16 protein-coding genes and 1 pseudogene are annotated in these 20480 nt (G+C 64.8%); 7 read left to right on the forward strand and 10 right to left on the reverse strand.

Annotated features, from left to right (window positions below; translation table 11 throughout):
• Positions 1-95: pseudogene (locus HU770_RS27180) on the forward strand (transposase); the annotation flags it as partial.
• A 254-nt stretch (positions 96-349) separates the two neighbouring features.
• Entirely contained in the window at positions 350-805 is a 456-nt protein-coding gene (locus HU770_RS25700; RefSeq protein ID WP_186666261.1) for a transposase, read from the forward strand.
• 87 nt (positions 806-892) lie between these two features.
• On the opposite strand, the gene HU770_RS25705 is transcribed toward HU770_RS25700, so the two are convergent.
• Complete coding sequence (locus HU770_RS25705; protein WP_186660681.1) at positions 893-2230, reverse strand: MATE family efflux transporter; 1338 nt, start codon at positions 2228-2230, stop codon at positions 893-895.
• Between the two features lie 166 nt (positions 2231-2396).
• Between HU770_RS25705 and HU770_RS25710 the strand changes: the two genes are divergently transcribed.
• Complete coding sequence (locus HU770_RS25710) at positions 2397-7307, forward strand: alpha-2-macroglobulin (protein ID WP_186666263.1); 4911 nt, start codon at positions 2397-2399, stop codon at positions 7305-7307.
• A gap of 196 nt (positions 7308-7503) precedes the next feature.
• Here HU770_RS25710 and HU770_RS25715 read toward each other — a convergent pair whose 3' ends face one another.
• Positions 7504-7797: a hypothetical protein gene (locus HU770_RS25715; RefSeq protein WP_033703383.1), complete on the reverse strand. Its 294-nt coding sequence runs from the start codon at positions 7795-7797 to the stop codon at positions 7504-7506.
• A 77-nt stretch (positions 7798-7874) separates the two neighbouring features.
• On the opposite strand from HU770_RS25715, the gene pbpC reads away from it, so the two are divergent.
• Both pbpC and HU770_RS25725 read left to right on the forward strand, forming a co-directional pair.
• Positions 7875-10229 (forward strand): peptidoglycan glycosyltransferase PbpC, encoded by a 2355-nt coding sequence (gene pbpC / locus HU770_RS25720; RefSeq protein WP_186660685.1) that lies wholly within the window; start codon positions 7875-7877, stop codon positions 10227-10229.
• A gap of 93 nt (positions 10230-10322) precedes the next feature.
• On the forward strand, positions 10323-11996 hold the full coding sequence (locus tag HU770_RS25725) for a ShlB/FhaC/HecB family hemolysin secretion/activation protein (RefSeq protein ID WP_186666265.1): 1674 nt from the start codon (positions 10323-10325) through the stop codon (positions 11994-11996).
• A gap of 41 nt (positions 11997-12037) precedes the next feature.
• Here HU770_RS25725 and HU770_RS25730 read toward each other — a convergent pair whose 3' ends face one another.
• The 8 genes from HU770_RS25730 to HU770_RS25765 all read right to left on the reverse strand — a co-directional run bounded on the left by HU770_RS25730 (position 12038) and on the right by HU770_RS25765 (position 18203).
• Positions 12038-12814 (reverse strand): response regulator transcription factor, encoded by a 777-nt coding sequence (locus HU770_RS25730; RefSeq protein WP_186660689.1) that lies wholly within the window; start codon positions 12812-12814, stop codon positions 12038-12040.
• A 119-nt stretch (positions 12815-12933) separates the two neighbouring features.
• A complete protein-coding gene (locus HU770_RS25735) occupies positions 12934-13404 on the reverse strand; it encodes an A24 family peptidase (protein WP_033703378.1) in 471 nt (156 codons plus the stop codon).
• A 194-nt stretch (positions 13405-13598) separates the two neighbouring features.
• Positions 13599-14168 (reverse strand): DUF4136 domain-containing protein, encoded by a 570-nt coding sequence (locus HU770_RS25740; protein WP_095065365.1) that lies wholly within the window; start codon positions 14166-14168, stop codon positions 13599-13601.
• A 19-nt stretch (positions 14169-14187) separates the two neighbouring features.
• The gene (locus HU770_RS25745) at positions 14188-14823 is read right to left on the reverse strand and encodes a DUF4136 domain-containing protein (RefSeq protein WP_186660693.1); all 636 of its coding nucleotides are present in this window, start codon (positions 14821-14823) and stop codon (positions 14188-14190) included.
• A 22-nt stretch (positions 14824-14845) separates the two neighbouring features.
• The gene (locus HU770_RS25750; protein ID WP_186666267.1) at positions 14846-15595 is read right to left on the reverse strand and encodes a methyltransferase domain-containing protein; all 750 of its coding nucleotides are present in this window, start codon (positions 15593-15595) and stop codon (positions 14846-14848) included.
• Positions 15592-15897, reverse strand: a complete 306-nt coding sequence (locus tag HU770_RS25755) for a MazG-like family protein (protein WP_033703374.1) — start codon at positions 15895-15897, stop codon at positions 15592-15594. Before HU770_RS25755 ends, HU770_RS25750 begins: the two co-directional genes overlap by 4 nt.
• A gap of 87 nt (positions 15898-15984) precedes the next feature.
• Positions 15985-16836, reverse strand: a complete 852-nt coding sequence (locus HU770_RS25760; protein WP_186666269.1) for a MaoC/PaaZ C-terminal domain-containing protein — start codon at positions 16834-16836, stop codon at positions 15985-15987.
• Positions 16837-16838: 2 nt separating this feature from the next.
• Positions 16839-18203: a 3-oxoacyl-ACP reductase gene (locus HU770_RS25765; protein WP_047583500.1), complete on the reverse strand. Its 1365-nt coding sequence runs from the start codon at positions 18201-18203 to the stop codon at positions 16839-16841.
• Between the two features lie 118 nt (positions 18204-18321).
• Here HU770_RS25765 and HU770_RS25770 point away from each other — a divergent pair, with 118 nt between their 5' ends.
• Both HU770_RS25770 and HU770_RS25775 read left to right on the forward strand, forming a co-directional pair.
• Positions 18322-19599: an acetyl-CoA C-acetyltransferase gene (locus tag HU770_RS25770; RefSeq protein ID WP_186666271.1), complete on the forward strand. Its 1278-nt coding sequence runs from the start codon at positions 18322-18324 to the stop codon at positions 19597-19599.
• 71 nt (positions 19600-19670) lie between these two features.
• Positions 19671-20450 carry a helix-turn-helix transcriptional regulator gene (locus tag HU770_RS25775; RefSeq protein ID WP_033703371.1) on the forward strand — a complete coding sequence of 260 codons (780 nt, stop codon included), beginning with the start codon at positions 19671-19673 and terminating at the stop codon, positions 20448-20450.
• Positions 20451-20480 lie beyond the last annotated feature (30 nt).

Genomic DNA, 20480 nt, shown 5'->3' on the forward strand with positions numbered 1-20480 from the left:
AAGCCGCAGCGCGTTACATCGTCGCCAATCCCATTCGTGCCGGTCTGGTGCAGCGTGCTGGCGAGTACTCACATTGGGATTGTGTGTGGCTGTAGGTCAGCAGGTGAGGGCTGCGCCCTCATTTCGCGACGCAAGGCCGCTCCTACAGGCATCGCATAACTGCTGTAGGGGCGGCCCCGGCACTACCGAACCTACAACTCTGCACGGGATCGCGGTGCTTTTGTAGGAGCGGCCTTGCGTCGCGAAATGAGGGCGCAGCCCTCACCGAGGTCACACCCGGAAATGATCCATACATCGTCTACTGAATCACCATGACTACCTTTGAATGCAATATTCAAAGGAGCACGGCATGGACAGCCAAGGCAATCACCGTTTACGCATCGGCCGAGTCTCCGAACCCGGTCGTCTTTACCTGCTGACTGCTGTCACCCGCAGCCGCTATCCATTGTTTTGCAACATGTGGTTCGCCAGAGCGGTGATTCAGCAGTTGCGCCTGGCTGATCAACAAGGCAACTGCCAAACACTTGCTTGGGTACTTATGCCAGATCATCTTCATTGGTTGATCGAACTTGGCCCCATCAGTTTGGGAAGCCTGATGTGCGCGTTCAAATCCAGAAGCAGCTGTGCTCTTTATCGGCTGGGTGCAGAACGTCGGCATATCTGGCAACGGGGTTACCATGATCGGGCACTACGCAAAGAAGACGATGTAAAAGCCGCAGCGCGTTACATCGTCGCCAATCCCATTCGTGCCGGTCTGGTGCAGCGTGCTGGCGAGTACTCACATTGGGATTGTGTGTGGCTGTAGGTCAGCAGGTGAGGGCGCAGCCCTCATTTCGCGACGCAAGGCCGCTCCTACAGGCATCGCATAACCGCTGTAGGAGCGGCCTCGGCACTACCGAATCCACAACCCCTTTTGCTGCAACCGCCACCCAACCCACCCCAGCGTCACCGCCCGCAGCGCCATGAAGCCAAGAAACGCCAGCCACAACCCATGGTTGCCAAACCCGCTCATGCCCCACGCCACCGGCAGCGCAAGCACCACCGAAATCAGCATCGCATTGCGCATTTCCCTGGCCCGCGTGGCGCCGATGAACAGCCCGTCCAGCAAGTAACTCCACACCGCCACCAATGGCAGCACCGCCAGATACGGCAGGTACGGATAAGCCGCCGCCCGCACGCTGTCGATATCGGTCTGCAGGTCGATGAACAGATGCCCCCCCAGCAGGAACAACACGGCAAACCCGACGCTGGTGATCAGCGACCACCCACACGCCACGACCAACGCGCGGCGTAGGCTGGTGTGGTCGCGCGCACCAATGGCGTGCCCGCACAAGGCCTCGACAGCATGGGCCAGGCCATCGAGGGCGTAGGCGGTCAGCAGCAGGCCATTGAGCAACAATGCGTTGGCGGCCACCGTCGCTTCACCCAGGCGTGCGCCTTGCACGGTGATCAACAGAAACACCAGCTGCAAGGCCAGGCTGCGCAGGAAGATATCGCGGTTGACGGCCAGCAGTGGCCGCCATGCCTGCCAGCGCTTCAACGCCGCCCAGGCGATGTGCCCAGGGTAGGCGCGCAGGGCCGGGCGGGTCAGGGCCAGCCCCAGCAGCGCGGCGCTCCATTCGGCGATCACCGACGCCCGCGCCGAACCCAGCACCCCCCAGTCCAGGCCGAGTACGAACCACAGGTTGAGCACGATGTTCAGCAGGTTGGTCGTCAGCAGAATGGCCAGCGGCGCCCTGGCATTCTGGGTGCCCAGGAACCAGCCGACCAGCGCGTAGCTGGCCAATGCAGCAGGCAGCCCGAACAGGCGAGTGTGGAAGAAATCTTCGGTGGATTGCTGCAACGCCGCGCTGGGCTGCATCGCATGAAGTGCAAGCTGGCTGAAGGGCAGCGCCAGCAGGCCGATGATCACGGCAAAGCCCACGGCCAGCAGCAGCCCTTGCACCAGCACCTGGCGCAATGCTGCGCCGTCGCCGCGGCCGGCAGCCTGGGCTGCGAAGCCGGTAGAGCCCATGCGCAGAAAGCCCATCAGGCCGACCATGAAGGTGAACAGGGTGGCGCCCACCGCCACTGCGCCCAGCTGATGGGCATGGGGCAGGTGGCCAATGACGGTGCTGTCGACCAGCGCCACCAGCGGTACCGAGATATTTGAGAGGATCATCGGTGCGGCCAGGCCCCAGACCTTGCGGTGGGTAGGGCGGTCGCGCCAGTCGGTGGTGAGGGAGCTCATCGGTGTCCTAAGGTCATGGGGGCTGCGTTTGCAGGCCACAGTGTACCGGCCAGGCAACCAATGCGCGCGAACGCGGTCTCACCTGGCGCTCGACCTCGGGTGATGCGCCCGGCGTTGCGCTATAGTTGCTGCCCTCACGTACACGCTGCCAAAGAGTTCCCACACCATGTTCAACAAAGGATTGTTGCTGGCCTGCGCGCTGGCGTTGCTCAGTGCTTGTGACTCATCTGCGCCGGACAAACCGGCGCCGGCCGAGAAACCGGCAGCCACCACGCCCGCCGAGGTGCAACCGGCCAAGCGCGAAGACCCCGCCGTGCTCGCCAAGCGCTACGAGGGCCGCGCGCTGACGGTGCTGGATGTCTCGGAAGTGCAGCTCGATGGCGCCAGCACGTTGTCGATCAGCTTCTCGGCGCCGCTGGATGCCAAACAGGACTTTGCCGCCAAGCTGCACCTGGTCGACACTGTCAAAGGCAAGGTCGATGGTGCCTGGGAACTCTCCGACAACCAGATGGAGCTGCACCTGCGCCACCTCGAGCCGCAGCGCAAGCTGGTGCTGACCGTCGACAAAGGCCTGCTGGCGGTCAACGGCCAGCAGCTCGACAGCGAGTCGGTGACCCGCCTGGAAACCCGCGACATGCAGCCGACCATCGGCTTTGCCAGCCGCGGCTCGCTGCTGCCCACGCGCCTGGCCGAAGGCCTGCCGGTGATCGCCCTCAACGTCGACAAGGTCGATGTCGAATTCTTCCGCGTGAAGCCCGAGATGCTGTCGACCTTCCTGGTCAACTGGGGGCGCAACAGCAGCCTGTATTCCTACCAGTCCAAAGAAACCCTGGCCATGGCCGAGCTGGTCTACAGTGGCCGTTTCGACCTCAACCCGGCGCGCAACACCCGCGAAACCGTATTGCTGCCGATCGCCGGGATCAAGCCGCTGCAGGCGCCGGGTGTGTACCTGGCGGTGATGCGTGCTTCTGGCACTTACGATTATTCGCAGCCGGCCACCCTGTTCAGCCTCAGCGACATCGGCGTCTCTGCGCACCGCTTCCGCGACCGCCTCGACGTGTTCGCCCAGGCCCTGGAAGGGGGCAAGGCGATGAAAGACGTCAACCTTGAGATACACGATGAGAAGGGCAAGCTGTTGGCCCAGGCCAAGACCGATGGCGAAGGCCACGCCCAGCTGCCGATCACGCCCAAGGCCGATACCTTGATTGCCACCCAGGGCGTGCACACCACCTTGCTGCGCCTGAACACCGCAGCGTTGGACCTGGCCGAATTCGACATCACCGGCCCTCAGGCCAACCCTTTGCAACTGTTCATTTTCGGCCCACGCGACCTGTATCGCCCGGGCGAGACCGTGCTGCTCAACGGCCTGCTGCGCGATCAGGATGGCAAGCCGGTCAAGGCCCAGCCCGTCAGCGTGGAAGTACGCCGCCCCGATGAGCAGGTCAGCCGCAAGTTTGTCTGGGAGGCCGATGGCAATGGCCTGTACCAGTACCAGTTGCAATTGGCCAGCGAAGCACCGACCGGTCGCTGGCAATTGCTGCTCGACTTGGGGGGCGGGCGCAAGCAGGTCTACGAGTTTCTTGTCGAAGACTTCCTCCCCGAGCGCCTGGCGCTGGAGCTCAAAGGCAGCAGCACGCCGCTTGCGCCTGATCAGGACGCGCACATCCAGGTCGATGGCCGCTACCTCTACGGCGCGCCTGCCGCAGGTAATCGCCTGAGTGGCCAGGCCTACGTGCGCCCGTTGCGCGAAGCAGTGCCGGCGCTGCCGGGTTACCAGTTCGGCTCGGTCACCGAAACCGAGCTGAACCAGGACCTGGAGCTGGACGAGGTCACCCTCGACCAGGCCGGCAAGGCGGTGGTCGATATCGAAAGCCGCTGGGCCGAAGCCCGCTCGCCGCTGCAACTGACCGTGCAGGCGAGCCTGCAGGAGTCCGGTGGCAGGCCGATCACCCGTCGCCTGGAACAGCCGATCTGGCCGGCCGAGCGCTTGCCTGGCCTGCGCGGGCTGTTCGAGGGTGAGGAGACCGACAGTGACGGCCCGGTGGAATTCGAGTTCCTGGTCGCCGACCGTGACGGCAAGAAGCTTGCGGCCAACGACCTCAAGGTGCGGCTGATTCGCGAACGCCGTGACTACTACTGGAACTACTCGCAGAGCGACGGCTGGAGCTACAACTTCAACGAGAAATTCCTCACCCAGAGCGAGCAGACCGTCAGCGTCAAGGCCGGCTCGACCGCCAAATTGTCGTTCCAGGTCGAGTGGGGCCCTTACCGGGTCGAAGTCGAAGACCCGGAAACCGGCCTGGTCTCCAGCGAGCGCTTCTGGGCCGGCTACCGCGCCCAGGACAACGCCGAAGGCGGCGCGGTGCGCCCGGACCAGGTCAAGCTGGCCCTGGACAAACCCTCCTACGCCGATGGTGCCTCGGCCAAGGTCACGGTAACGCCGCCGGCAGGCGGCAGCGGCTACCTGATGATCGAGTCCAGCGATGGCCCGCTGTGGTGGCAGGAAATCGACGTGCCGGCCGAGGGCAAGACCTTCGACGTGCAACTGGACAAGCAATGGGCACGACACGACTTGTACATCAGCGCCCTGGTAATTCGCCCCGGCGAGCGCAAGGCCAATGCCACGCCTAAACGCGCCGTGGGCGTGCTGCACCTGCCGCTGGACCGGGCCGAGCGCAAGCTCGCGGTCAGCCTGCAAGCACCGGAAAAAATGCGCCCCAAGCAGCCGCTGACGGTGAAGTTCAAGGTGGCCAAGGCCGATGGCAGTGCACCCGCTGCGGGGCAGCAGGTGCATGTGCTGTTGTCTGCGGTTGACGTGGGCATCCTCAACATCACCGACTTCAAGACCCCCGACCCGTTCGCCAGCCTGTTCGGTCGCAAGGCCTATGGCGCTGACCAACTGGACATCTACGGCCAGTTGATCGAAGCCGGCCAGGGCCGTCTGGCCAGCCTGGCATTCGGCGGTGACGCCGCCATGGCCAAGGGTGGCAAACGCCCCAACACCACGGTGACCATCGTCGCGCAGCAGAGCCTGCCGGTCACCCTGGACGAGAAAGGCGAAGGCCAGGCCACAGTCGATATCCCCGACTTCAACGGCGAGCTGCGGCTGATGGCCCAGGCGTGGACCGAGGATCACTTCGGCATGGCCGAGGGCAAGACGGTGGTCGCCGCGCCGTTGATCGCCGAACTCTCGGCGCCGCGCTTCCTCGCCGGCGGCGACCGCACCAGCCTGGCGCTGGACCTGGCCAACCTGTCCGGCCAAGCCCAGCAACTGAATGTCGAAATCAGCACCGAAGGCCAGTTGAGCCTGGCCACCAGCGCTGTGCACAGCGTTGCCCTGGCTGAAGGCCAGCGCTCCACGCTGATGATCCCGGTGCAGGCCCAGGGTGGTCTGGGCCAGGGTAAGGTGAAGGTGCGCGTCAATGGCCTGCAATTGCCGAACGAGCCGGCAACGGCCTTCGAGCGTGAGTGGACCTTGGGCGTTCGCCCGGCCTACCCGGCAATGCTCAAGCACTACCGGGTGGCGCTGAAGGACCAGCCATGGGCGTTGCCCGAGGCTGACCTGGCGGCCTTCGAACCGGCGGGCCTTGAAGCCAGCCTGGTGGTGTCGAGCCGGCCGCCGCTGAACCTGGCCGAACAGATCCGCGCCCTCGAAGCCTACCCGTATGGTTGCCTTGAGCAGACCACCAGCGGCCTGTACCCGTCGCTGTACGCCGATGCCGAAAGCCTCAAGCGCCTGGGTATCAAGGGCGAGCCGGCCGATGTGCGCAAACGCAAGATCGAGATGGGCATCGAGCACCTGCTGGGCATGCAGCGTTACAACGGCAGCTTTGGCCTGTGGAGCTCGGACAGCGAGGAGGAGTACTGGTTGACCGCCTATGTCACCGACTTCCTGCTGCGTGCCCGTGACCAGGGCTACGGCGTGCCGGCCGAAGCGCTGAAGAAAGCCAACGAACGCCTGCTGCGCTACCTGCAGGAACGCAACCTGATCGAGGTCGACTACAGCGAGAGCGCCGACCATACCCGCTTCGCCGTGCAGGCCTATGCTGCGCTGGTCTTGTCGCGCAACCAGCAGGCACCGCTGGGCGTCTTGCGCGGGCTGTTCGAACGCCGCGCCGACGCCCGCTCGGGTCTACCGCTGGTGCAACTGGCCGTGGCGCTGGACAAGATGGGCGACAAGCCACGCGCCGAGCAGGCCTTGCAAGCCGGGTTGGGCATCAGCCGCAGCAAGGGCTGGATGGCTGACTACGGCAGCACCCTGCGTGACCAAGCGTTGATCCTGGCGCTGTTGCAAGAAAGCAACCTGGCCAGCAACCAGGTCGACCAACGCTTGTTCGCGCTGTCTGACGAGCTGGCGGCCAACCGCTGGCTGTCGACTCAGGAACGCAACGCGCTGTTCCTTGCCGGCCGTGGTTTGCTCGGCAAGCCGGAGGGCAAGTGGCAGGCGCGGCTGGACAGCGCAGGCGAAATCCGCGAGCTCGACAACGCAGCGTCGGGCCTCAAGCTCGAAGGCCCGTTGCTGGCTTCGCCGTTGACGGTGCAAAACCAAGGCAGCGAGACGCTCTACCAGCAGCTGACCCTCTCTGGCTACCCACGCCAGGCGCCAGCGGCTGGCGGCAATGGCATGGAGATTCGTCGCGAGTACCTGGGCATGAACGGCCAACCACTGGACCTGCACAACCTGCGCAGTGGCGACCTGGTGTTGGTGCACCTGGCGCTCAAGGCCAAAGAGCGTGTGCCGGATGCGTTGGTGGTCGACTTGCTGCCGGCGGGGCTGGAGCTGGAAAACCAGAACCTGGCACAGAGCGCCGCCAGCCTGGACAACGCCAGCAGCGCGGTAAAGGAGTGGCGTGAGTCGATGCAGAATGCCAGCGTGGTGCATCAGGAGTACCGTGATGACCGTTATGTGGCCGCGCTCAAACTCGATGGCTATGCCACCACGCACCTGCTGTACCTGGCACGGGCGGTAACGCCGGGCACCTATCGGGTGCCGCCGCCGCAGGTCGAGTCGATGTACCGGCCGAATCTGCAGGCTGTGGGCGATGGGCAGGGCGAGATGACCGTCAACGCCCGCTAAGCCACTGCTGCCCCGCGTGCTTGGGTTGTTGTAGGAGCGGCCTTGCGTCGCGAAAGGGCCGCAGCGCGGCCCCAGCGATATCAAAGTTAACGCCGAAATCCTGGGGCCGCTCCGCGGCCCTTTCGCGACGCAAGGCCGCTCCTACACACCCACACCCACACCCAAAAAACACATCAAAGCGAGGGGCGGCAGGGCCTCAGTGAATCACCCAGCTCATCACCCACAACCCCAGCACCAGCCAGATGATCCCGAGGATGATCGACGCCCGCATGAAGGCGCGGATGGCCGAGTACAGCAGCATCAGGCCAACCACCAGGGCAAGGATGCTGACCAGCGAGGTGTCCATGCCCAACGTGCGCGCCAGGCCATCGATGAAATTGCCCCCGGCATTGGCCAGCAGGTTGAACAGCCCGCTCAATGCGTCGACGATAACTCGGATCAACGAACCCAGTGCCTGGCCCAGCCACTCGAAAAAACCTTCTACATGCATAGTTGCTTCCTGATCGACACGTCGGCGAGTTTGCCGTTTCCAAGCCTTTGGCCATCAGTTGGCCAAGTCGGTTCCCGATGCCAAGCTTAGCGCGGCCGCGCACGCGAGCGGGCAGAATTGCCCGTGCCGGTGTCATCACCCTGGTGCTGGCTGTCGGCCTGCTGTGGCTGGCTGACCGTATCTGGCCGCTGCCCATGCCAGGCGACGACCTGGCGCGGGTGGTGCTGGCCGAAGACGGCACGCCATTGTGGCGCTTTGCCGACGCCGAGGGCGTGTGGCGCTATCCGGTCAGCCCGGATGAGGTCTCGCCGCTGTACTTGCAGGCACTGCTGACCTACGAGGATCGCTGGTTCTATCGCCACCCAGGGGTCAACCCGCTGGCCCTGGCCCGCGCGGCCTGGCTGAACCTGCGCGGCGGGCGCGTGGTGTCGGGCGGCAGTACGTTGTCGATGCAGGTGGCGCGCCTGCTCGACCCGCATGACCGCACCTTGGCCGGCAAGCTGCGCCAGTTATGGCGTACGGCGCAGCTGGAGTGGCACCTGTCGAAGCGCGAAATCCTGCAGATCTACCTCGACCGCGCGCCCTTTGGCGGCACCCTGCAGGGGGTGGCGGCTGCCAGTTGGGCATATTTGGGCAAGTCGCCCAAGCACCTGACACCTGCCGAGGCGGCGCTGCTTGCGGTGCTGCCCCAGGCACCCAGCCGCCTGCGCCCGGACCGCCATCCCGAACGTGCCCAGCGTGCGCGCGACAAGGTGCTGCAACGGCTGGCCGAGTACCAGGTCTGGCCCGCCCAGCAGCTCAAGGAGGCCGCCGAAGAGCCCTTACTGCTGGCGCCGCGGCAAGAGCCGGCCCTGGCGCCGTTGCTGGCGCGACGGCTGAACACCGCCGGTAGCCCGCCACTGATTCGCACCACACTCGACGCGGCCCTGCAAAGGCGCCTCGAAGACCTGCTGCTAGGCTGGCGGGCACGCCTGCCGGAGCGCACGTCGGCGGCGATTCTGGTGGTGGATGCACAGACCATGGCGGTGCGCGCTTACCTGGGGTCGATCGACCTGGCCGATGAGCGACGCTACGGCCATGTCGACATGGTGCGCGCCTTGCGCTCGCCCGGCTCGACGCTCAAACCGTTCCTTTACGGCATGGCGCTGGACGACGGGCTTATCCACTCCGAATCGCTGCTGCAGGATGTGCCCAGGCGCTACGGCGATTATCGGCCTGGCAACTTCTCCATGGGTTTCAGCGGGCCGGTGTCGGCCAGTTCCGCCTTGGCCCTGTCGCTCAACCTGCCGGCGGTGCAGTTGCTGGAAGCCTATGGCCCGAAACGCTTCGCGGCGCAGATGCGTGTGGCCGGCGTGCCGCTGATGCTGCCGCCCCTGGCCGAGCCCAACCTGTCGCTGATCCTCGGCGGTGCGGGCAGCCGCCTGGAAGACCTGGTCGGCGGCTATGCGGCCTTCGCCCGAGCCGGCAACAGTGCGCGCATCCGCCTGCAGCCCCAGGAGCCGTTGCTGGAGCGGCGCCTGCTGTCGCCAGGGGCGGCGTGGATTATCCGGCGTATTCTCAGTGGCCAGGCGCGGCCGGACCGTGACCCGCACGCCGAGCTGGTGCAGCGCCCGCAATTGGCCTGGAAGACCGGTACCAGCTATGGCTTCCGTGATGCCTGGTCGATCGGCGTCGGGCCGCGCTACCTGATCGGTGTCTGGATCGGCCGCCCTGACGGCACGCCAGTGCCTGGGCAGTTCGGCCTGGCCTCGGCGGCGCCGTTGATGCTTCAGGTGCATGACCTGCTGAGCAACCGCGACGCCCAGCGCGGTATCCGCGTGCCGGTCGAGCAGGTGCCCGATACCATCGGCGTGGCAGCCATCTGCTGGCCGCTGGGCCAGCCGATGAATCGGCAAGACCCCAACTGCCGTCGCCAGCGTTTTGCCTGGACCCTCGACGGCACCACACCGCCGACCTTGCAGGCCGCCGACCAACCGCTGGGGATGGGCTTGCGCGAGCGCGTCTGGGTCAATGCGCAAGGGCAGCGCGTCGATGGCAGCTGCCTGGGGGCCAAGGTACGTGACATCGCCCTCTGGCCTGCGCCGCTGGAGCCGTGGCTCCCCCGCGTCGAACGGCGTGCGGCGCGCTTGCCGGCAGTCGACCCGACCTGCCCACCGCAGGCGCCGGCGACTGCGCCACCTCTTTCAATCGTCGGTGTACGCCCAGGTGACAACCTGCGCCGCCCGGCAACCAGCAGCGAGCCGTTGCAGTTGCACGTTTCTGCCCTTGGCGGGGGTGGCCGGCGCTGGTGGTTCCTCAATGGCCAGCCGTTGGGCGAGACCCTGGGCCAGGACAGCCTGCTGGTGCGCTTCGACCGCGCTGGGCAGATCGAGCTCAGCGCGCTGGATGAAAGTGGCGAGACCGCGCGGGTGGCGTTTCAGGTCAGCGAGTAGCCGTTCGACGATTGCGGGGGTAGCACCTACGCTTTGCAAGTGACGGGTGTGACCGGCTGGCGCCGCGGTACCCGAGGGATCATGGAGCGTCCTATGCGTCCTCTGGTCGTGCCCCTGTTATTGCTGCCTTGGGCCCTGCTGGCCCAGGCAGAGGCGTTGCCGGTGTTTCTCGACAGCCATGAAAACGAGCGTCGGCTGCCTGCCGCCAACCTGCCAATAGACACCTACCGCCCCGACACTGCGCGCCTGCGGCTGGCGCTGCCCGATGCCAATACGGCGGGTTGGGCACCTGCAGACACCCGGTTGGTGTTGCACAAGGTGCGTTTCGAGGGCGGCACGGTGTTCCCCCTGAGCGAGCTGCGCGACCATTACCAGCCGCTGATAGGGCGCGAGACAACGCTGGGCGAGTTGCAACAGTTCACCGAGCGCCTCACCCAACGCTATCGGCAGGACGGTTATCTGCTCTCGTATGCCTACCTGCCACCGCAGGATATCGCAGACGGCCGCATCCAGGTGGAGCTGGTGGAAGGCTATATCCAAGGCTACCGGTTGCAAGGCGACATCGGTTCGGCCCGCCGTTACCTGGAGCAGTTGCTTCATCGTTTGCAAGCCGAACGGCCGCTCACACGTGAGACGCTGGAGCGCTACATCGGCATTGCCGAACGCATCCCGGGCGTTGCGCTAGGCGCCGAACTGACCGTGGCGCATTCGCCTGAGGGTGCCGCTCACCTGACGGTGCATGCGCGGCGTAGGCCGTTTGCCGCTGGCATTACCGTAAACGATGGCAGCCGTGAGAACGCCCAGGCGCTGTTCACCGTGACCAGCAATGCCCAGACCCGCTATGCCGAACAGTTCCAGGCAAGCCTGCTGCTGCCTCCCGGGGATGATCAGGCCCATTACCAGCGTTTGGCTTACAGCCAGTACCTGGACGCCGAAGGCAGCCAGTTGCTGGTATCTGCTTCGCGCTATCGCAGCACACCGGGCACCCGTATCCGCCTGGATGACGGCAGCGCTCTCACCCAGAAGCGGGAAAGCGAGCGTTATTCGGTAGGCCTTGGTCAACCACTGATCGTCAGGCCGGATGAGTGGCTGACGGTGACGGGGCGCTTCTACGCGGTCAGCGAGCATCTCGAAGATCGGCCTGCGGGGCGTTTGCCGGTGCGCGAATACGACAACTACGTACGGGCGCTGTCCTTCGAGGGCAACTGGCGCAAGGCCGAGGCTCGCCGCTTGCGAATCGTCAGTGCCGGGGTCTATCAAGGCCTGGATTACCTCGGCGCGCGCAGCGACGCCGACTATGACCTCGACTTCTTGCGGTTGCGCCTTTCGGGATTGCAGAGCGACACGCTGTTCGACGCTTGGCAGGGGGTGATTTCGGGCGCCCTGTACTGGAGCGACGACACACTGCCCGACAGCGAACGGGCGGTGTTTGGCGGGCAGGGTTTCGGCCGTGGTTACCCCCGTGACCAAGCAGCGGGGGACAAGGGCTGGGGGGTGGCGTATGAGCTCAACTACAGCGTTCGGCACAGCGACGGCTGGCTGAAGGTGGTACAGCCTTATGCGGTGCTCGATGCTGCGCGTGCCTGGTACAACGCTGGCAGGGTCGAGGATGCCCGGATGACGTCGGCTGCGCTGGGGCTGCGGCTGGGGGATGGGCGTTACTTCAATGTTGCTGTGGAAGTAGCGAAACCTTTGGCGGATGCTGCCCTGGACAGCCTGAGCCGAACGCCACGCTTGACGCTCAGCTTCACTTATCAGATGCAATGAACCCCGCTCGATACGCTCCTACGCAACACCGGCGTTCGCGATCAATGCGCGGTAAAGCGCTGATGCACCGGTGAAGAGCTCGGCGTCAGCGCCAGCGCCAGTTGCGTGCGGTTGTGCATGTGGGTCAGGCGCAGCACTTGGGACACATAGAGCTTCACGGTGTTTTCAGTGATGCCCAGTTCGCAGGCGATCTGGTAATTGGTCTTGCCTTTGCTGACCAACCGCGCCACTTCCAGTTGGCGCGGCGACAGCTTCTCGAACACCGCTGGCAGCTCGCTTTCGCCTTCCTCGACATCATTGGCACGCCGATGCACACCCTGGCCGCGGGCCTTCTCAAGGTCGTGGTAGAGCTCGTCAACGGACGATGCCAGGTCTTGCAGGCGCTGGTTCAGGCCGCCCAGTTCCCTGAGGTTGCGCTGGCGTTCCAGCAATGCCTGCTCTTGGCGGCGAACGCCTTCGAGCAGTTCGTCGAGGTTCACGGGCTTTTGGTAGTAGTCGGCAAAACCTGCGCGCAAGGCGCGGATCACATCCTGCTTCTCCGCACGTCCTGTCAGCATGATCGCTTCGAACATGCGCTTGCTGCCGGCAATTTGCTTCAGTGCGCGGACCAGTTCGATGCCATCGCGCTGCGGCATGTGCAGGTCGCACACCACCAGGCCAATGCTGTGATCGGCCAGGTAGCGCTCGATGGCCTGGTCGGTGGAATTGGCAGGGACGCAAGGGTGACCTTGGCTTTCGAGAAATTCACACAGTTGCTCGACGATCAATGGCTGGTCATCGACCACCAATACCTTCACTTCACTCGACGGCTTGTTCACGATCAACTCCCTGTTCGTAAGCGGCCCTGCTCCCGGGCCAGACGCTCTGGCAGTTTAAAAGTAGTCGTAGTTTGCGAGTCTGTACAAGGCTCGTACAAGTTATCGGACCACAGATGTGATTATTGGATCCATACCGCTGTCAGAAGAAAGCCTGCCAATACGTAGGGCACGAAGGCCTGCTTGTCGCCCATCTGCTCCGTGAGGGCCTGCAAGCGCTTCTTTACCTTGGGGTTGAGCAGGGTCCACAACCGGCGACGGGTGAGCAGCCACAGCAGCACCGTGACGCCCGCCCCGATGAAGGTGCCGAGTACATACTGAGGGCTGGTGGCGAGGGCCAGTGCGCCCATCAGCTTGACGTCGTCGGCACCGAAGCGCCCGAGCATGTAGCCGGGTAGGGTCAGCAGCATGACAATGGCCAGCGCCCAACCGGCGTCGCTGGCCTCGGCGCCGATCCAGCTGTGGCCGGTAGCGAACAGCCAAGCCAGGGCGCAGGCCGCGACGCCGAGTGTCAGCAGGTTGGATATCTGGCGTTGACGCACATCCTGTTCGGAGCACAAGGCAAGCCACATCAAGAGAACAATGCTTTGCATTGGCAGGTCGCCTTCCCTAATTGTTGAACACTTCTACCCGGTCAGTCAGGTTTCCTTAACTGAAGATAGACGGGAACGTGCAGGGGAGTGCAGTTGGCAACGAAAAAAGGCGTGGTCGAAATGGATTATGTCGCGGTTGGCACAGCGCTTTTGGGGGCGGCCCTATCGCAATGCAAGGCCGCTCCCGCTAACTGCTACTTCTTGCTACCCGGCGGGTAGTTGGCCAATACCTTGGCCACGGTATTGTGAATGGCGGTATTGCGTTCCTCCGGGCTTGGCGGGTAGTTGTTCATGATCTGTTCGGCACTGCCACGCCACACCAGCTTGCCGTCACGCCCATCGAACATGTCGACCTGAATGGTGGCGACCTTGTAGTCGACACTGCGGGTTTCGTTGTACATCGGGCCGCCCCAGTAGCCGCCCCAGTAGCCACCCCACCCACCGCCGTAGTTGGTGGTGATTTGTTGCTGGCGCTGTTCGACGATCAGGTACGTGCGTACGTTGAGGTCAGGCCGTGCCGTGCCCTGCACCGGGCGCAGGCCACGCTGGTCGAGCTGGCCGGCAACCGCCTGGCGAATGCGCTGCTCGGTCAGGTCGCTCTTGATTCGGGGGTCGTCCGGGCGGTACTGCAAGCCGGGTTCTTGCCACGCCCAACTGCGGTAGGCGGCAAAATCGCGGCTGGCGTCGAAATCATGCTGGACGTTGTTGCTGGAGCAGGCCGCAAGTAATAGCGCAAATGACAGTAGAACGAGACGGCGCAACATGATGGTTCTCCGGTAGACGTTAACTGGGAGGATAGCCGCTGAGCGCCTTGTGCACAGAATCACGCAAGGCACTTTCGCGATCACGCGGCGAGTCCTTGTCGCTATTGCTTTCAGCACTGGCGCTCCACACCGGCTGGCCGTTGCGCGCGTCGAACAGATCGATGCGCACCACCATTACCTCGACCTCGTAGGTACGCACGATCGGTGCGCTGGCATAGGCACCGTAGCCATTGCGGTAGCCGCCATAACCGACGCCCCCGTAGGGGTAGGGGCCGTAGTAGGGGTCGTAGGTGTCATAGTCGCGCACTTGGCGCAGGCGTTTTTCCAGGCGCATGTCGGCGCTTACCAGTAGATCGCCGGTGCTGCCCCGTGCCGGGCGCAGGCCATGCTGGTCGAGCGCGCCGCTGATGGCATCGGCCAGTTGCGCCGGGTCGGCATTGGCCGTGCCGCTGGGCAACTGGCCGCCACGCCAGCTCCAGCTGCGATAGTGCCCATAGTCACGGGCCGGTGCCGGGTAGGCACTGGCGTCGAAGGTGGTGGCAGCCGCAGCAGGCGCGGGCGGTATGGGGCGGCCGCTGGCGACATACGGGTTGCTGCCCTGGCAGCCAGCCAGGGCGAGGGGCAGCAGGGCCAGGCACAACAGACGGTACGGCATGTATTCCTCCCGGCGGGCGGGGTCAGCGGGGGCGGCAGATCCAGTGCAGGTAGCGACCGAGCCCGGCAAAGCTTGGGTGCCTGCGGTGGGCCAGTTCCATTTCCAGAAGGTCGAGCAGTTCGGCCTTGGCCTGGAACTCCTTGGGCATGTAGTCGTGGAACACCCTGACACCACTCTGGCTTTCGACCTGCCACATAGGCTCAAGTTGCGCCTTGAGCTCACGTGGATCAAGTGGTTTCTGTGGGGTCAGGCTCTGCTTTTCACCTTCCAGGCGGTTGCTGCGCAACTTGCGGAAATGGCCCTTGAGCAGGTTGCGATAGACCAGCGCGTCGCGGTTGTAGAAGGCCAGCGAAAGCCACCCGCTGGGCGAGGTCAGCTGATGCAGCACGGGCAGGATGCTTTCGGGTTCGGCCAGCCATTCAAGCACAGCGTGGCACAGCACAAGGTCGTAGGGTTCGGTGAGTTGGCCGAGCAGGTCCTGCCACGGCGCCTGGATGAAGGTGGCCGTCTGGCCCGCTTCGGCAAAGCGCACACGGGCACCGTCGAGCATGGGCGCGGCGGGCTCGGCCAGGGTCAGCTGGTGGCCGCGCTCAGCCAGCCACAGGGCCATGTGGCCCAGGCCTGCGCCGATATCGAGAATGCGCAGCGGGCGGTCGGGCAATGTTTCGGCCAGGTCGGCTTGCAGCACGGCCAGGCGAATTGCACCTTTGGCACCGCCGTAGATCTTTTCGGCGAAGCGCGTGGCCAGTTCATCGAAGTGACGGTCGTTCATCGCGCGAAGCGCCTCTCGCTGTCGGCCAGTTTGGCCCGTACCACCTGGTCCATGTCCAGGCCCAGCTCGCTGCACAGCAGCAACAGGTAAAGGACCACATCGCCCACCTCCTGGCCTGCGTGGGCGAGTTTGTCGGCGGGCAACTGGCGGGATTGGTCTTCGCTCAGCCACTGGAAGATTTCCACCAGCTCGGCCATTTCGACGCTGGCGGCCATGGCCAGGTTCTTCGGGCTGTGGAAGCCGCGCCAGTCGTTGTTGTCGCGGATCTTGTGCAGGCGTTCGGTGAGTTCTTGCAGGTTCATCGGGGCTCTCCTAATGCCGCATAGCTTCGGCGCAGGTCCGATGCAAAGCAAGAGGATTCGGGGGCGGCTGCGCAGCCGCCACACGGCCTAGAGCTGGTTCCAACGCCCGAGCATGTGCAGCAACTCGCCATGCCCATCCAGCCGCAGTTCCCCAGCGGGCCCGGCCTCACTGGCACTGAGCACCACCTCCGATGGCAACCGCACCGGCTTCAGGAAATCCACCTCGAAGCCATAGCCACTGTTCGGCAGGTGCCCGCGCAACGCCGCAAGCGCCATGGCCTGGCTCCACATGCCATGGGCAATGGCCTTGGGAAACCCGAACAGTCGCGCACTGGCGGCGCTCAGGTGGATGGGGTTGTAGTCCCCGCACACCTTGGCATAACGCCGGCCGATATCGCTGTCTGCATACCAGCGGCTCGCCTCTGCCAATGGGCCCGGTTCGTGCTCTGCCAGCTCACTGGCCTGGCCTTCCAGGTGCAGCCCGCGTACCAGCATGCGGCTGGTTTCGCGCCAGAGCAGGCCCAAGCCATCTTCGGCTTCGGTGATCAGGTCGAAGGTGCCGCCCTTGGCATGAGGTTGCAGGTTGTCGGCGTACACCGCAAACCGTAACCCATCGATGCCACCCAGGGGGCGCAGCACCTCGATACGGTTATACAGATGCACCAGCCCGAGCAGTGGGAAGGGGAAGTCGTGGCCGGTCAGCAGCTGCAACTGGAGGGGGAAGGCCATGACATGTGGATAAGTGCCCGGCAAGCGGCCATCGTCGGTGAAGTGGCAGAGCCGGCGGTAGGCCGCAAGGTTGTCGGGCTGGGCCCGAACGACGCAGCGCAGGCCTGTGTTCGGCAGGCTGTCGCCGCTGATTTTGCGTTTACTGGCCGCGCGCAGGTAGAGGCTGGCGCGTGAGTCCGGGGCGTGCAGGTCGTGCCAATGTCTGCTCATGGTCAGGCTCCCATCAGTGCCTGGCCACAGACCCGCAGGACCTGGCCATTGACCGCACCGGAGCCCGGCTGGCTGAGCCAGGCGATGGCCTCGGCGACATCCTGTGGCCGCCCGCCCTGGCCCAGTGAGCTCAAGCGGCGCCCGGCCTCGCGCAGCCCCATGGGCATGGCGGCGGTCATGTGCGTTTCGATGAAACCTGGGGCCACGGCATTGATGCTGGCACCGCGCTCGGCGAGCTTTGGCGCCCAGGCTTCGGCGAAGCCGATCAGCCCGGCCTTGCTCGCCGCGTAGTTGGCCTGCCCACGGTTACCGGCGATGCCGCTGACCGAGGCCAGCAGGGTGATGCGCGCGTTGTCACCGAGCGCGCCAGCGTCGTACAACGCCTGGGTGAGCACCTGCGGCGCCTTGAGGTTGACCGCCAGCACGGCGTCCCAGTATTCCGGGGTCATGTTGGCCAATGTCTTGTCACGGGTGATGCCTGCGTTGTGCACCACGATGTCGATACCCCCAGGCAGTGCTTCGAGCAGTTGCGCTGCTGCGTCGTTGGCGCAGATGTCCAGGCCCAGCGCCTGGCCGCCTAGCCGCGCGGCGAGGGCTTCGAGGTCTTGCCGCGCTTGCGGCACATCCAGCAGCACCACTTCAGCGCCGTCGCGCGCCAGGGTTTCGGCGATGGCTGCGCCGATACCGCGTGCCGCACCGGTCACCAGGGCGCGACGGCCGCCAAGCGGGCGGGTCCAATCCTCGACCTGGCTGGCGCAGGTTTCAAGGCGCAGGACCTGGCCAGAAATGAACGCGCTCTTGGGCGAGAGGAAAAAACGCAGGGCACCTTCCAGTTGGTCTTCCAGTTGGTCTTCGGCACCTTCAGCGAGATACAGCAACTGCGCGGTCGCACCGTTGCGCAGCTCTTTGGCCAGCGAGCGGCTGAAACCTTCGAGTGCACGTTGCGCGACACTGGCCAGTGGGTCGTCGAGGCTCTCCGGGGCGCGGCCGAGAATCACCACGTGGGCGCAAGGCGCCAGGCTGCGCAGCAATGGCTGGAAGAATTCGCGCAACTGCTTCAATTCGTCGCTGTCGGACAGATGAGTGGCATCGAACACCACGGCCTTTAGCTTCGGCCCCAGGCCCGCCACCCAGGCCTGTGCCTGCAAGCCTTCGGCATTGAAGCTGTAGAGTTCGTCGGTGAGGCGCGGGGCGATGGCCTCGACCCGGCTTGTCAGTGGCCCGCCACCGATTACCAGGGCGCCCTCCACCGGGCGCAGGCGGCCGGCCTGCCAGCGCTCCAGCGGGGCCGGGTGTGGCAGGCCAAGGGCATCCACAAGGCGGCGGCCGAGGTTGGAGTTGGCAAAGCCGAGGTAGCGATCGCTCATGAGTGGGTCTCCCTGAAGGCAAGCTTGAAAGTGTGGACCAACTTTGTGGCAAGGTCGTTCGAATGCGGTAAAAACACCTAGGCTGTACGGTTTAAATTGTTTCAGGAGGAACATGCGCATGCGTTCACCTCGCCGGGTCGCGATCCTGGGCGGCAACCGAATCCCGTTCGCCCGCTCCAATGGCGCCTACGCCACCGCCAGCAACCAGGCGATGCTGACCGTCGCCCTCGAGGGCCTGATCGAGCGCTACCGCTTGCATGGGCTTCAGCTGGGCGAAGTGGTGGCAGGCGCGGTGCTCAAGCATTCGCGTGACATGAACCTGACCCGCGAATGCGTGCTCGGTTCACGCTTGTCGCCGCGCACGCCGGCCTACGACATCCAGCAGGCCTGCGGCACGGGGCTGGAGGCTGCACTGCTGGTGGCCAACAAGATTGCCCTGGGGCAGATCGACAGCGGCATTGCAGGCGGCGTGGATACCACCTCCGATGCGCCCATTGCCGTCAACGAAGGGTTGCGCCACATCCTGCTGGAGGCCAACCGCGGCAAAAGCCTGGCTGAACGGCTCAAACCTTTTCTCAAATTGCGCCCTGGCCACCTGAAACCTGAGTTACCCCGCAATGGCGAGCCGCGCACAGGCCTGTCGATGGGCGAGCATTGCGAGCGAATGGCACAGGCCTGGCAGATTGAGCGCAGTGCACAGGACGAACTGACCTTGCTCAGCCATCAACGGTTGGCAGCTTCTTATGCCGAAGGTTGGCAGGACGACCTGCTCACGCCATTTCTGGCGTTGGGCCGTGACAACAACCTGCGCCCGGACCTGACCCTGGAACAACTGGCCAAGCTCAAGCCAGCCTTCGACCGCAGCGGCCTGGGCACGCTGACGGCAGGCAATTCCACGCCGTTGACCGACGGCGCTTCGCTGGTGCTGCTGGGCAGCGAAGCCTGGGCGCAGGAACAGGGGCTCTCGGTGCTGGCCTATCTGGTGGACGGCGAAACCGCTGCGGTGGATTTCGTCAACGGCCGCGAAGGCCTGTTGATGGCGCCGGTGTATGCGGTGCCGCGCTTGTTGGCGCGCAATGGCCTGACCCTGCAAGACTTTGACTACTACGAAATCCACGAAGCGTTCGCTGCCCAGGTGTTGTGTACGCTCAAGGCCTGGGAGGACGCGGACTATTGCCGTGAGCGGCTGGGGCTGGACGCAGCGCTTGGCGCGATCGATCGCAGCAAGCTCAACGTCAAGGGCAGTTCGTTGGCGGCGGGGCATCCGTTCGCGGCGACGGGAGGGCGGGTGCTGGCCAACCTGGCCAAGCTGCTGGCGACGGCAGGCAAGGGGCGCGGGTTGATCTCGATCTGTGCGGCGGGTGGGCAGGGGGTGACGGTTATCGTCGAGCGGTGATCTTGCGGGAGGGCGCCACAGTCATCCCCCCAGCTGTTAGGCTTGTCCGATCAGAACTACAAGAAACCGCCATGCCGATCATCGGACACCCACGGCCCATCCCCGCATTGGACCATCTGCCCAGGCCGCTGTATGCCCGCGCCGAAAGCCTCGGTGCCGGCTCCTGGACCACCCGCCATCAGCACGATTGGGTGCAGTTCTCCTACGCCATCAGCGGCGTGCTGGGTGTATACACCCGCGAAGGCAGCTATTTCGCGCCCCCCCAGTGGGGCGTGTGGGTGCCTGCGGATGCCGAACACGAGGTGGTGACATCGATGCAGGCCGAAATGCGCAGCCTGTACGTTCGCCGCGATGCCTGCCCGTGGGCACCGGAGCACTGCCGGGTGCTGGAGGTGACGCCGTTGGCGCGGGAGTTGATCAAGCAGTTCTGCCTGCTCCCGGCAGACTACCCGGAAGGGGACAGCGCCGAGGCGCGATTGGTCGCGGTGCTGCTCGACCAGTTGCGCACGTTGCCAGAGGTGGGCTTTTCGTTGCCGCTGCCACGCCATCCCGGGTTGCTGGCGCTGTGCAATGGCCTGATCGCCGCGCCAGACCAGCCACAGACCCTGCAGCAATGGGCGCAGCAATTGGCATGTTCGGAAAAGACGCTGATGCGGCTGTTTCAGCGGGAGACCGGGTTGAGTTTTCGCAATTGGCGGCAGCGTATGCGGCTGTTGTCATCGCTGGCGTTGCTGGAGGCGGGGGATAACGTGACGGAGGCGGCGTTGGGCTGCGGTTATGACTCGACCTCGGCTTACATCGCAGCGTTCAAGCAATTGTTCGGGGCGACGCCGGGGGAGCTGAAGTTTTAACCTCCAGCGCCCTGTACCGGCCTAGGTGAA

This window comes from Pseudomonas sp. SWRI68, from assembly GCF_014269165.1.
Classification (GTDB): Bacteria; Pseudomonadota; Gammaproteobacteria; order Pseudomonadales; family Pseudomonadaceae; genus Aquipseudomonas; species Aquipseudomonas capeferrum.

Bases quoted from the DNA above. Each gene is read 5' to 3' on its own strand.
- HU770_RS25765 (WP_047583500.1), bottom strand. From the start codon at position 18,203: ATGAGCGATCGCTACCTCGGCTTTGCCAACTCCAACCTCGGCCGCCGC.
- HU770_RS25700 (WP_186666261.1), top strand. From the start codon at position 350: ATGGACAGCCAAGGCAATCACCGTTTACGCATCGGCCGAGTCTCCGAA.
- HU770_RS25775 (WP_033703371.1), top strand. From the start codon at position 19,671: ATGCCGATCATCGGACACCCACGGCCCATCCCCGCATTGGACCATCTG.
- HU770_RS25710 (WP_186666263.1), top strand. From the start codon at position 2,397: ATGTTCAACAAAGGATTGTTGCTGGCCTGCGCGCTGGCGTTGCTCAGT.
- pbpC (WP_186660685.1), top strand. From the start codon at position 7,875: ATGCCAAGCTTAGCGCGGCCGCGCACGCGAGCGGGCAGAATTGCCCGT.
- HU770_RS25705 (WP_186660681.1), bottom strand. From the start codon at position 2,230: ATGAGCTCCCTCACCACCGACTGGCGCGACCGCCCTACCCACCGCAAG.
- HU770_RS25745 (WP_186660693.1), bottom strand. From the start codon at position 14,823: ATGCCGTACCGTCTGTTGTGCCTGGCCCTGCTGCCCCTCGCCCTGGCT.
- HU770_RS25760 (WP_186666269.1), bottom strand. From the start codon at position 16,836: ATGAGCAGACATTGGCACGACCTGCACGCCCCGGACTCACGCGCCAGC.
- HU770_RS25755 (WP_033703374.1), bottom strand. From the start codon at position 15,897: ATGAACCTGCAAGAACTCACCGAACGCCTGCACAAGATCCGCGACAAC.
- HU770_RS25770 (WP_186666271.1), top strand. From the start codon at position 18,322: ATGCGTTCACCTCGCCGGGTCGCGATCCTGGGCGGCAACCGAATCCCG.
- HU770_RS25740 (WP_095065365.1), bottom strand. From the start codon at position 14,168: ATGTTGCGCCGTCTCGTTCTACTGTCATTTGCGCTATTACTTGCGGCC.
- HU770_RS25750 (WP_186666267.1), bottom strand. From the start codon at position 15,595: ATGAACGACCGTCACTTCGATGAACTGGCCACGCGCTTCGCCGAAAAG.
- HU770_RS25725 (WP_186666265.1), top strand. From the start codon at position 10,323: ATGCGTCCTCTGGTCGTGCCCCTGTTATTGCTGCCTTGGGCCCTGCTG.
- HU770_RS25735 (WP_033703378.1), bottom strand. From the start codon at position 13,404: ATGCAAAGCATTGTTCTCTTGATGTGGCTTGCCTTGTGCTCCGAACAG.
- HU770_RS25715 (WP_033703383.1), bottom strand. From the start codon at position 7,797: ATGCATGTAGAAGGTTTTTTCGAGTGGCTGGGCCAGGCACTGGGTTCG.